At 64.3% G+C, this 11,925-nt stretch carries 8 protein-coding genes and 1 pseudogene (1 of these 9 only partly in view); 3 read left to right on the top strand and 6 right to left on the bottom strand.

The genetic code is table 11. The features are described 5' to 3' along the window. Together B2747_RS13935 and B2747_RS20260 are read left to right on the top strand one after the other, a co-directional pair. Nucleotides 1–1,039: BF3164 family lipoprotein (locus B2747_RS13935; protein ID WP_291162104.1), on the top strand; the 1,039-nt coding region annotated here is incomplete at its 5' end. After that, entirely contained in the window at nucleotides 1,036–2,124 is a 1,089-nt protein-coding gene (locus B2747_RS20260; RefSeq protein WP_414652196.1) for a BF3164 family lipoprotein, read from the top strand. The genes B2747_RS13935 and B2747_RS20260, both read left to right, overlap by 4 nt. 15 nt (nucleotides 2,125–2,139) lie before the next feature. On the opposite strand, the gene B2747_RS13930 is transcribed toward B2747_RS20260, so the two are convergent. Both B2747_RS13930 and radC read right to left on the bottom strand, forming a co-directional pair. Continuing rightward, the gene (locus B2747_RS13930; protein ID WP_291162101.1) at nucleotides 2,140–4,317 is read right to left on the bottom strand and encodes a bifunctional (p)ppGpp synthetase/guanosine-3',5'-bis(diphosphate) 3'-pyrophosphohydrolase; all 2,178 of its coding nucleotides are present in this window, start codon (nucleotides 4,315–4,317) and stop codon (nucleotides 2,140–2,142) included. Beyond that, nucleotides 4,314–5,039: a RadC family protein gene (radC, locus tag B2747_RS13925; RefSeq protein WP_291162099.1), complete on the bottom strand. Its 726-nt coding sequence runs from the start codon at nucleotides 5,037–5,039 to the stop codon at nucleotides 4,314–4,316. The genes B2747_RS13930 and radC overlap by 4 nt, the downstream gene beginning before the upstream one ends. 217 nt (nucleotides 5,040–5,256) lie before the next feature. On the opposite strand from radC, the gene B2747_RS13920 reads away from it, so the two are divergent. Further along, nucleotides 5,257–6,816, top strand: coding sequence for a pyridoxal phosphate-dependent decarboxylase family protein (locus B2747_RS13920; protein WP_291162095.1), 1,560 nt, complete (start codon nucleotides 5,257–5,259; stop codon nucleotides 6,814–6,816). Nucleotides 6,817–6,933: 117 nt separating this feature from the next. Here the strand turns inward: B2747_RS13920 and B2747_RS13915 are convergent, their stop codons facing one another. The 4 genes and pseudogenes from B2747_RS13915 to secA form a co-directional block, all read right to left on the bottom strand. Continuing rightward, entirely contained in the window at nucleotides 6,934–8,310 is a 1,377-nt protein-coding gene (locus B2747_RS13915) for a hypothetical protein (RefSeq protein WP_291162093.1), read from the bottom strand. A gap of 10 nt (nucleotides 8,311–8,320) precedes the next feature. Next, nucleotides 8,321–9,070: a hypothetical protein gene (locus B2747_RS13910; RefSeq protein WP_291162090.1), complete on the bottom strand. Its 750-nt coding sequence runs from the start codon at nucleotides 9,068–9,070 to the stop codon at nucleotides 8,321–8,323. Between the two features lie 266 nt (nucleotides 9,071–9,336). After that, a complete protein-coding gene (locus tag B2747_RS13905; protein ID WP_291162107.1) occupies nucleotides 9,337–9,702 on the bottom strand; it encodes an SEC-C metal-binding domain-containing protein in 366 nt (121 codons plus the stop codon). Nucleotides 9,703–9,786: 84 nt separating this feature from the next. Beyond that, nucleotides 9,787–11,925: pseudogene (gene secA, locus B2747_RS13900) on the bottom strand (preprotein translocase subunit SecA) (its annotated part continues 730 nt past the right edge of the window); the annotation flags it as partial.

The raw sequence follows: 11,925 nt of genomic DNA, 5'->3' as shown, positions 1-11,925 counted from the left end.
GCCGGATTTGGGTGTCCACCGAGGGCAGGAGCCATGGATGTTGGATCGCTACAAGACGCCAGTTATTCCGCTCAGCGGCAGGGTCTTGGAAGGGAGTGGCGTCCTTACTCGCCCCGCGTCGCTTGCGTCAAGTGACAGTGTTCTGGCGCTCATCGACAGAGGGGCAGACAAGCAGGCCATTATCCTCTCCAAGAGAACTGGACGGGTGCTCTTGGAGTTTGGCAGGAAGGGAAGCGGCCCGGGCGAATTCCGTGGGCCTTCGTCTATCGAGGTCGATCCTCGTTCCACGCGCACGTTCTGGGTACTAGACGCGCAACTTCGGCGCCTTACTCGTACGAAACTCGGTCAGCGTTCATTTTCGCCGAAGAGTATCGACGCTATGGTGCAACCACTCAACGAGACATATCTCGAGTTGCGGCCTCTTTCCGGGAACCGATTCGTCGGTTCGGGCGTCTTCACGAACAATTCACGCCTGTCGATCGTCGACTCGAATGGTATGGTGACTTCTCGTGTCGGAAGCTTGCCAAAGAGACCGGAGGGCGTTCCGCCGTCCGTATGGCAAGAAGCGCAACGAGTTCACATGGCCGTTAGCTCATCAGGACAGCGAATCGCAGTCGGTACCCGCTTTGCCGACCGAATCGAATTGTTTGACGCTAACGGCGTCCGTCTAGGAGAAACCCAAAGGCACTTCTCCTTCGAACCAGAGTTTAAGGTAGGCCATTTTTCCATCGCGAGTGGGACGAAGGGCCCAGCCTTGGCACAGGGCGACAAGATTCGGTACGGCTATGTGGGACTTGCAGCCACCGATCAGCTGATTTTCGCGGTGTTTTCCGGCAAGGTGCGCGAGCGCTTCAGGGACTCCGGCCAGTTCGGTCAGTATCTTCACGTATTCGACTGGGCCGGCCGCCCAGTCGCGGTATACCATCTTGGTTATGGCCTCCTTGCAATCGCAGTGGAACCCGATGGATCTAGGTTGTACGGCATCCGACACGATCCCGAGCCGGCCGTCCTCGTTTATGACATGCCGAGGAAGAAGTGAACAACAGCGTACACGCCCTTTCAGGCTTACCAGCCATCTTTTCGCTCGTGCGTAGTCGGGGTGTTCGTCTACTCTGCTTCGGTTGGCTCGCGGCGGTGGCCGTGCCGCAGCGTTCCTCCGCGCAAACAGTAAAGCCATCGGACGCCATTGCATACGTCGGTGCCCCCGGAGAACTGACCAAACCAATAGATATCGTCGTGCTTCGTGACTATCTGGTGGTTCTTGACGAATCCAGTTACCAACCTTTGGTGGTCTTTTCGAGGAGCGACGGTCGCCTTGTGAGGCGAGTTGGAGTGAGAGGGCCAGGTGGACACTCGTTGATCTCCCCAGTGTCATTGGAGCCTGATCTAGAACTTCCAAATGCACTTTGGGTTCATGACGTGGCGCAAGCCAAGATCGTAAGGCTCGACCTGTCTTTACTCAAACGGGCCTCCGCGCCAGTATCCCATTTGCGACGGCTGCCACCGACGATAACGGTTTTCAATCCAATCCCGGTAGGAGGATTCGGGACCTTCACAACCGGCTTTCTGCCAAACACGCGCCTCGCGAGAGTTGACAGCAACGGGCGGGTGATGGATGCCATGGGTCAACCTCTCGGTGATGAGGCACACCCGATCTCCGTGCGGCAAGAGGCGTACCGTTCCTCCCTCGCTGTGAACTTACAAAAACGTCGTGTGCTTTTGGCGAGCCGACACGCAGACCGCATAGACCTGTACTCCTTCAACGGCTCGCTGATCGCAACAGCGGCTCGTCCGAGAGGCTTTGAACCTTCGTACGACGTTGCTTCCGGTCCCAAAGGACCAGTGATGACCTCCGGTAGGGACCTTCGCTTTGGTTATGTGGACGTGAGCACTACGCCGCACAAAATCGTCGCACTGTACTCAGGCCTTTCGCGTGCTGAAGCGAAAGGAACTGCGCAGCTCGGTCGCGAGATACACACGATGGACTGGGATGGTAGGGGCTTCCGCCGCATCTACTTGCCCAAGCCTGCCCTTGCTGTCAGCGTATCGCCGAACGACAAACACGTGTACGCCTTACATTTATCGCCGAGTCCAAGCGTTGCTGTGTACCACGTTCAACCTTGACGCGGATCGTGGCCCTCAATCCTCCGCCGTGATCTTTTCCCGGCGACTGACCACCGCAATGCCCTTCACGCGCCGCGCGGCCTTCATGATGCGCTCGAGGTGGGCGAGGTTCTCCACTTCCACCATGGCCGAGCCCGTCACCTTGCCGTCGGTGGTCTTGAGCTCGAAGCTCTTGATGTCGGTGCCGGTGGCACTCACGGCCGCCGCCACGTCGGCGTAGAGCCCGCGGCGATCGGTGCCTTCCATGGCGAGCCGCACCACAAAACGCTCGCCGGCCATTTCCTGCCAATCAATCTCGAGCCGCCGCTCCGGCTCATGCGCCAGGAGCAGCAGGTTGGGACAGTCGCCGCGATGGATACTCACGCCGCGGCCCCGGGTCACATAGCCCACCACGTTGTCGCCCGGCACCGGCTGACAACACTGCGCATAGCGCACCAGCAGGCCGTCGGCCCCTTGAATGCGGATGCCCTTGCCGGTGCCGCGCACACGATCGACGATGCGCTCGAGCGTGCTGGGCTTCTCCTGCGGCTCGGGTGCGCTCTCGAGCTCCGGATGCAGGGCCTTGAGCACCTGCATGACATGCACATCGCCCGCCCCCACTGAGGCAATGAGCTGTGGTGTGTCCTTGAGCTTGAGCAGCCGCGCCACCGGCTGGAGCTTGTCGTCGTCGGCCTTGGGCAGACGGCGCCGGCGCAGTTCGCGCTCGAGAATCTCGCGGCCCAGGCGCATGGCCGAAGAGCGCTCCTCGAGACGCAGGAGCTGGCGGATTTTATGGCGCGCCTTGCCGGTGCGCACATGCGCCAGCCAGTCGCGACTGGGCTTGGCGTTCGGATTGGTGAGAATCTCCACCGTTTCCGAATTTTTGAGCTCGCGCGACAACGGCGCGATGCGGCCGTTGACCTTGGCGCCCGCGCAGCGCGCACCCACCTGCGAGTGCACGGCAAAAGCAAAGTCCAGCGGCGTGGCACCCTTGGGCAACTGGATGACATCGCCCGTGGGCGTGAAGACGAAGATCTCGTCCTGATAGAGATCGAGCTTGAGGAACTCGAGGAACTCGCCCGGCGTCTCGGCATCGAGCTGCAGCTCGAGCACCTGACGGAACCAGGCCAATTGCCGATCCAGCTCATCCGCGTTGCGCGTGTTCTCCTTGTACAGCCAATGCGCCGCGATACCGTAGTCGGCCGTGCGGTGCATGTCACGCGTGCGGATCTGAATTTCGAAGAGCTGCCGCCCAGGCCCGAACACCGTGGTGTGCAGCGACTGGTAGCCGTTGCTCTTGGGCTGCGCGATGTAGTCCTTGATGCGCTCCTGCACCGGCGTCCAGCCATCGTGAATGACACCCAGCGCGTGATAGCACTCGAGCACGTTGGGCACGATGACACGAATGGCCAGCAGGTCGTAGATGTCCTCGTAGGGACGATCGCGCTGCTGCATTTTCTTGTAGATGGACCACAGGTGCTTGGGGCGCCCCGTGACTTCCACGTCAGCAATGCCCGCCTCGGCCAGCCGCTTCTCGAGCGGCTCCTTCATCTGCGAGATGAGCGCCTCACGTTCCCCACGCTTGGCCGCCACCAGCCTGGCCAGCGTCTTGTAGGCCTCGGGCTCGAGATGCTTGAACGACAGGTCCTCGAGCTCCCATCGCACCTTGGCCATACCGAAGCGGTGGGCCAGCGGGGCGTACAGGTCGCGCGTTTCCTGCGCGATGCGCCGCCGCTTCTCGGGAGCCAGCCAGTCGAGCGTGCGCATGTTGTGCAAACGGTCGGCCAGCTTGATGAGGATGACCCGCGCATCCTTGGCAATGGACAGCAGCAGCTTGCGATAGTTCTCGACCTGCCGCTCTTCCCGCGACGACATGGGGAGGTTCGCGATCTTGGTGAGCCCATCGACGATCTGCGCCACCTCGGCCCCGAACTCGCGCTCCACATCGCTGATGGACACGTCGGTGTCCTCGACGATGTCATGCAGCAGACCACAGGCCACCGTGGTGGTGTCGAGCTGCAGGTCGGCCAGAATGCGGGCCACTTCCACACAGTGCGAGACATAGGGCTCGCCGGAATGCCGCACCTGCCCTGCATGGGCCACGTCGGAGAACCGATAGGCGCGCACGAGCAAGTCGTGGTCGAGCCGATCGTAGGCGCCATCGGCACCCGGCCCGAACCCCGGAATCATCTCGTGCAGCGCGATCGTCGTCACAACAGGCCTGCCTCCGCAAAGCTGACATAGCGACCACGTCCCACAATGACGTGATCATGCACCGGGATGTCGAGCAGGCGCCCGGCCGCCACCAACTGTTCCGTCACCGCGCGATCTTCGGCACTGGGCGTGGGATCACCACTCGGATGGTTGTGCACCAGAATCACCGCTGCTGCCCGTTCGGCGATGGCCTCGCGAAAGACCTCGCGCGGATGCACCAGCGATGAATTGAGCAAGCCCCGTGTGACCAGCACGTCCCGCTCCAAACGATGCTGCGCGTCGAGGATGGCCACGTGAAATTCCTCCACCGGCGCGTCCTGCAGCCGCGGCGCGTACGCCGCCGCCACATCACGCGGTCCACGCAGCGGCACACCGGCTTCCCGCGCCTCACCGGTCATGCGCCGACCAAGCTCGAGCGCCGCCTGCACCGCCGCCGCCCGTGCCTCACCCACACCATGCGCCCGCGTGAGCGAGGCAAAGGGCATGGCTGCGAGACGCCCAAGCGACCCACCACACTGATCAAACACCTGCTGCGCACAGGTCAACGCGGACGCGCCGCGTGGCCCCGAGCCGAACAGCAGCGCGAGCAGTTCCGTGGTGCTCAGGGCCTGGGCCCCGAGCGCCCGCAGTCGTTCACGCGGCCGCTCCGTAGACGGCAACTCCTTGATCTTAAGACGGGACGTGGGAAACTGGCTAGTGACCGGGACGGCAGAAGACGTCATGCGAAACTCCACGCGGGATGGCGGGTTGGTGTGGCGGCCGGATGCCGCCGCCGCCCACTATGCCACCAGGTGCGCCCGAGGACGGTACCATCGCGCCGCCACTCCTATCTTTCGAACGCAGCACGATTCGGCTGGCCCCCGCGTGATACGTCGACGCACCATGCACGCTCCACGCTCCGACGTGACTCACCGTCCCCAGTTCCTTCGCCCCATCTCAGTGACTCAGCACACAACATTCGACCCCAGTAGCGATGCCGAGTGGGAGGCGCTCCGCCTCCTCGGTCATCGCATGCTCGATGACCTGTTCGACGCCACGCGTGCCCTGCCGCACACGCCGGCCTGGCGGCCCATGCCTCCCCACAAGGCGACCCTGTTCGAAGAAGCCGGACCGGAAGCCGGCTCAGGGGCCGAGGCCGTGTACGAGCAGTTTCGTCAGCATGTCCTGCCATACGGCAACGGCAACTGGCATCCACGGTTCTTCGGGTGGGTGCAAGGCAACGGCACCCCACTGGCCATGCTGGCGGATCTTCTTGCCTCGGGCATGAACCCGCATCTGGCCGGCTTCAATCAGGCGCCTGCCGCGGTGGAACAGCAGGTTATTCGCTGGTTCGGGGAGTGGATGGGACTGCCCGGGGCGAGCGGCCTGTTTGTCACCGGCGGCACGATGGCCAATGTGCATGGGCTGGCCTGCGCGCGCATGGCCATGGGTGAGCGACTGGGCCGGAACCCGCGCCGCGACGGCGTGCAGCGCTGGCCGGAGCAGATTGATGGAGAGGCGGCTTCGGGCCCGCTGGTGTTTTATGGCTCCACCGAAACGCATTCCTGGGCGCGCAAGGCTGCCGAGTGGCTGGGGCTGGGTGACCGGGCTTTTGTTCGTGTGCCAACAGGCCCCGATCATCGCATGGATGTGACGGCGTTGAACGCACAAATGCAGGCCGATCGCGCCGCGGGTCTGGTGCCATTTGCCGTGGTGGGAACGGCGGGCACGGTGAACGCCGGTGCCGTGGATGATCTGGACGCCCTGGCCGACGTGGCCGAGGCCAATGGGCTGTGGTTCCATGTGGACGGCGCCTTTGGTGCCCTGCTGGCACTGAGCCCGCGCTACCGGCACCTTGTGCGCGGCCTGTCGCGAGCCGACTCGCTGGCATTCGACCTGCACAAGTGGGGCTCCATGCCCTTCGAATGTGCCGTGGCCCTCGTGCGTGATCCGGCCGTGCACCACGCGGCCTTCCGCAGCAGTGCGGCATATCTGGGTGCGCTGCCACGCGGCGTGAGTGCGGGCGGTCAGCCGTTCAACGATGTGGGGCTCGACCTCACACGTGGCTTCAAGGCGCTCAAGGTGTGGATGCAACTCAAGGCCGATGGCGTGCACAAGTTTGGCGCGCTCATCGAGCAGAACATCGAACAGGTGCAGCGCTTTGCCGCGCGGTTGGATGCGCACCCGGAGTTTGAACGTGTGGGACCGAGTCCACTCAACGTGTTGTGTTTCCGCTACCTGCCAACGCAGATCTCAGGTGACACATCACATGAACGGGGTGACGAGTTCGTGGGCGGCTACGTGGACGAGGTCGTAGACGAGATCAATCGCGAGTTGCTCATGCGGGTGCAGGAGCGCGGAATCGCCGTGCCGTCCAGCACCATGGCGAACGGACGGTTCGTGCTGCGCATGGCGCACGTCAACCATCGCACGACCGACGACGACATGGATGCCGTGTTTGAAGCACTGCTGGAAATTGGGCGTGAAGTGTCGGCCGAGCGGTCTGCGGAGGTGGCATAGCCGTTCGCCGTTGCTGCATGTCTGGATGAACACAAACGGCGGGAGTCCGAAGACTCCCGCCGTTTGTATTCGCACACCGCAATTGTTGTGGAGCCTCGGTGAAGCCTCTGCGGAGCCTCAGCCGCCGCGCGGCTTGGCGGTGCGGCCACCACCGTCACCGCCGCCGCCACCTGCCGAGCCGCCGCCAACCGAGCCACCCGACGACCCCGTGCCGGAACCACCCGACGGATAGTAGGACGGGCGCGGCGCGACACCACCGCCGCCGCCACCCTGCGCGCCACCCTGAATGGGACCACGCGTGTAACCGAGGCCATTCACAGCGCGGCCGCGCGGCGTGACGCCCACACCGCCGCCACCCTGCCCCGGATCAACCGGTGGCTGATTGACGATGATGATCGGGCCCTGCCCATACAGTGGCCAGCCCCAGGGGTTGCCCCAACCGAAACGACCCGCGCCGTAGCCCAGAGGGCCGTAGGGGCTGTAGCGCCAGCCCCAGGGGTCGAACGGATCCCACATGCCGTAGTAGGCCGAACGGAAGCCCCAACCAAAGCCCCAGGCCCCCATGCCACCCGGGCCATAGCAGAACTCGTTCATGTTTCCGCAGCGCGACTGGTTGTCCTGCGGCACTTCGGCAATGGCGGTGCCGGCCTGCCGACCCGCCGCCGTCAGTGCGTCGTTCGGGCGCAGCGTGAAGGCCTTGGGATTGTCGAGCGCCACCAGCAGGTCGATGACACGTTCGGGCATGCCACCATCAGCAAGAGCCACCAGCCGCTTGGCGTCGAGGTCAAAGCGCAGCCCCATCTCGGCCACCCAGGCCTCGGTGAGTGCCGGCGGTGCCTGTACGGACACGTCGAGCACCTGACCCAGCGTGAGCGGCGCACCGGCGGCGAGGCGCGCGGTGCGCGACGAACGCACTGCACCCAGGTCGCCCGGGGCGCCGCTGTCGCCGGCAAAGCGGAAACGCGCCACGGTGGTCGCGGTGCTCGTGCCAACCTCGATGGTCTGGAGCTGCAGCCACTCGCCAGTGGAGGCGATGGACATCAGACCGGTCTCGGTGCGACGAATGCCGCGATCACAGTTGAGTTCCGCGCGCAGCAGGAGGCGCGTGTCGTTGGCCAGCCATTCGGCCCGTTCGGTACCGCGGCACTCGTCCACCACCTTTTCGGTGGGTCGGCCTGGTACCGGCAGGGCCTGACGCGAGAGTTCGCGCGAGCCGTCGAGCATGACGAGGTCAACGCTACCAGCCACACGGGTGGACGGCAGGATGCAGGCCCGGGAGGGTACGGCCGGGTCGGCGCTGCCAACTCGGCGTTCCGGCGCACCAACCGTTTCCCAGCATCCGATCCAGGGCTGGAAGCGCTCATCGAGCCGCGCAGTTTCCTGCGCTTCAGCCGGCTCAACCAGTGGTGAGAAGCCGCCGAGGCCCGCCAGGACTCCGGCAGCCAACGTGACGGACGAGGCGACCGTCTGCACGCGACGCAGCAACATGGTCATGATCTGGTCCTCAGAGGCGGAAGAAGAAACCTGCGGTGACACCGAGCCCGGAGAGCGAAATCCGATCGAAGCCCTGGAAATCCTGGCCGGTTGGCCCGCGGGCGTGATCGTAGCGCAGTTCCGTGTTGAGGCCGACGTTGCGCGAGAGACTCCAATTGGTCCCAAACGCCCCGTAGGCCATGCCGGCCCAACCCTTGGTCTCGAAGCGATCAGCGAAGACGTCCATGGTCTGGAAGTCGACAAAATCGCCGCGCTGCGAGAAACGATAGTTCATCGCGCCCCCGCCCGCTGCGACGTAGGGCACAACCCGGGACGGAATCCAGGCGTAGCGACTGACGGAGCGGCCAGCCGGGAGCAGGTTGTACTTGAGCCCCAAGGTGAGGGGCACCCGGCGAAAGGTGGTGGACTGTTCAATGGGCTGGTCATTGTTGTCGATGAAGTCCCGGTACTCCGAGCCCACGCGGCGGCTGCTCACGCCAGCGGTGAACTGCAGTTCGAGCCGGTCCTTGAGCGCCACGGAAATGTCAGCGACCCCTCCCAGCGAAAGAAAATCGCCCCGATCCACCGTGAGCTGCTGCGACACGAAGTCGAAGAGCTCGGAGTTGGCATCGGGGCGCACCGCTCCGCCTCGCAAGGCAAAAGTGGCGCGGGGCTGACGGAAGAAATAGCCGTCACCGCCGCGGGGTTGTGCATTGCCACTGTCCCACGGTACTGCGCTGATGAGGAGGAGTGCGACCGTTGCGGCCAATCGCCTGGTCATGGAAGGCTCCAGAAGGAGGGAGAGACGTTCACCGAAATGTGATACCGCGCACCTCGCGATGAGGTTCCGCTCCCCGTTTCCGGGTTCCCCAACCGCGGGTTCCCCGTCCCTGAGTTCCCCGTTCGGGTTCCCGCGCGGTCCGGCTGCCGGCCGCGAGCGGGCCCCATTGGGGATCCGCTCCGCTGTCCTGCCACCCCGGCCTGCCCGGGCCGGCGCCTGGCCCCGCTGTGAACGGAGCCAGACTACCGGGGACCGTCAGCGTGTCGTCAGAGATGCGCGCCGTGGCACTTCTTGAACTTCTTGCCCGAGCCGCAGGGGCAGGCGTTGTTGCGCGGCGTCTGCTCCCAGCCATCGGGCAGTGCACCGCCACCTTCCGCCAGCGAGCGCACCGACCCCGCGCCCACCACCGACGGCGCACCACGGGCCACGACGCGGGCCGCCTCGGCCGTCACCGGCGCGTCATCGTCCTCCTCGTCGTCGTCCGCGTCTCCGTTGCCGGCCGCAGCCGCCTCGAGCAGTTCCTCGGGCGGAATGTCTTCGAGGATGCCGAGGGCGTTGTAGCGACGCGTGGGCCGCGCCCCTTCGTCGCGCAGCGGCTGTGCCTCTGGGATGGGCGGCGCAAAAGCCTCCATGGGCGCCGGCTCGAACACCAGTTGCGCCTTGAGGAAGCGCTCGGTGAACGTGTTGGCCAGATCGTGCATGAGATCCACGAACATCGTGTACGCATCCTGCTTGTACTCGACGAGCGGGTCCTTCTGGCCCCACGAACGATAGTGAATGGACGCGCGCAGCTGATCGAGATCGTAGAGATGATCCTTCCACTTCTCGTCGATCACGTTGAGCATCACCAGCGCGAGCAGGCGATCGGCAAAGCCATTGCCGTTTTCGTCCGTCACCTGGTTGAGCGTGTCGATCTTGTGCGCGTAGGCCTCACGCACCGCGGCCACGGCCTGCTCCTGCGCCTCCTCAACGGTGGCGGGGCGCTCGGTTTCAAACGCAGGCACCTGCAGCATGTAATGCAGCAGCAGATCCTGCTGGACAAACGCAAAATCCCAGTCGGCCGGCTCGTCGAACGTGGCCAGCGCCTGCTCCACACGCCGCTGCGCGGCACGCTCGAGCATCTTGATGGCCTCGCCCTTGAGCTCTTCACCACCTTCCAGGGCAAAGGCACGCAGCGAGTAGATGACCTCACGCTGCTGATTCATGACGTCATCGTACTCCAGCAGCCGCTTGCGTGACTGGAAGTTCTGGAGCTCGACGCGCTTCTGGGCCTGTTCGATGGAGCGCGTGATGAGCGGATGCGTGAGCACCTCCCCTTCCTGCGCGCCCATACGATCCATGAGCTTGGCGATGCGCTCGGAGCCGAAGAGACGCATGAGATCGTCTTCGAGCGACAGGAAGAACTGCGACGCACCCGGGTCACCCTGACGGCCCGAGCGACCACGCAGCTGACGATCGATGCGCCGCGACTCGTGTCGTTCGGAACCGATGATGTGCAGGCCGCCCATCTCGGTGACTTCGACGTCCTTGCCGTCGAGGTCCTTGATCATGGACGGCTTGGACTCGGTGACGCCCTCGCCGAGTTTGATGTCGGTACCACGACCCGCCATGTTGGTGGCGATGGTGATGGCGCCCATCCGACCCGCGTCGGCCACGATCTCGGCTTCCCGCTGGTGATACTTGGCGTTCAGCACGTTGTGCTTGAGTCCCGCGCGCGCAAACATGCGCGCGAGCGTTTCCGACGATTCCACGCTGGCCGTACCCACGAGCACCGGGAAGCCCAGCTCGTGCAGACGACGCGTTTCCTCGACGATGGCGTTGTACTTCTCGCGCCGCGTCTTGTAGACGAGATCCTGACGGTCGTCACGCTGGATGGGCCGGTTGGTCGGGATGACCGACACCTCGAGCCCGTAGATGGCGTGGAATTCGCCCTCTTCCGTTTCGGCTGTACCGGTCATGCCGGCCAGCTTCTCGTACATGCGGAAGTAGTTCTGAATGGTGATGGTGGCGAGTGTCTGGGTCTCGCCCTTCACCTGTACGCGTTCCTTGGCTTCGACGGCCTGATGCAGCCCCTCGCTCCAGCGACGGCCCGGCATGGTGCGACCGGTGAACTCGTCGACGATGAGCACCTGCCCTTCCTGCACCACGTAGTTGACGTCGCGCTCGTACAGCGCATGCGCACGCAGCAACTGGTGGATGATGTTGAGGCGCTCGCTCTTGGTGGCGTACTCGCGCTCCACCGCATTGCGGCGCTCGAGGCGGTCGGCCGGCGACAGCTCATGATCCCGATCGATCTGGCCGATGAGCAGCGAGATATCGGGCAGCACGAAGGTGTCGGGGTGATCGGGCGAGAGCCAGTCGAGCCCCTTCTCGGTGAGGTGCACCGTGTGGCCCTTCTCGTCGAGCACGAAGAGCAGATCGTCTTCGAGATCGCGGAAGGCGCGCTTGGCCATGGGCAGCTTGCGATCGGCAATCACGTCGAGTTCGACGCGCTGCACCATCTGCTTGACGCCCGACTCCTGCAGCACCTTGAGCAGGCGCTTGTTCTTGGGGCCACCCAACTGCGCCTTGTAGAACTGTGTGGCCGCCGTCTGCTGATCGCCCGACTCCATGGCGCGTTCGCCATCGGCCACGAGCTGATTGACCAGTTCGTTCTGCCGACGCACGAGGCGCTCGACGGCCGTGTTGAACTCCGCGTACTGCCCGTCGCTCTCGTTGCCCACGGGACCCGAGATGATGAGCGGCGTACGGGCTTCATCGATGAGGATGGAGTCCACCTCGTCGATGAGCGCGAAGATGTGCGGACGCTGCACGCGCTGTTCGAGCGAGACCACCATGTTGTCGCGCAGGTAGTC

The sequence above is a fragment of the Gemmatimonas sp. UBA7669 genome, from assembly GCF_002483225.1.
In the GTDB taxonomy this organism is placed as follows: Bacteria; Gemmatimonadota; Gemmatimonadetes; order Gemmatimonadales; family Gemmatimonadaceae; genus Gemmatimonas.
Note: the sequence above shows the minus strand (reverse complement) of the source record. Positions and strands in the feature narration are given on the sequence as shown.

Bases quoted from the DNA above. Each gene is read 5' to 3' on its own strand.
- B2747_RS13910 (WP_291162090.1), bottom strand. From the start codon at position 9,070: ATGACCAGGCGATTGGCCGCAACGGTCGCACTCCTCCTCATCAGCGCA.
- radC (WP_291162099.1), bottom strand. From the start codon at position 5,039: ATGACGTCTTCTGCCGTCCCGGTCACTAGCCAGTTTCCCACGTCCCGT.
- B2747_RS13905 (WP_291162107.1), bottom strand. From the start codon at position 9,702: ATGGAGGCTTTTGCGCCGCCCATCCCAGAGGCACAGCCGCTGCGCGAC.
- B2747_RS13915 (WP_291162093.1), bottom strand. From the start codon at position 8,310: ATGACCATGTTGCTGCGTCGCGTGCAGACGGTCGCCTCGTCCGTCACG.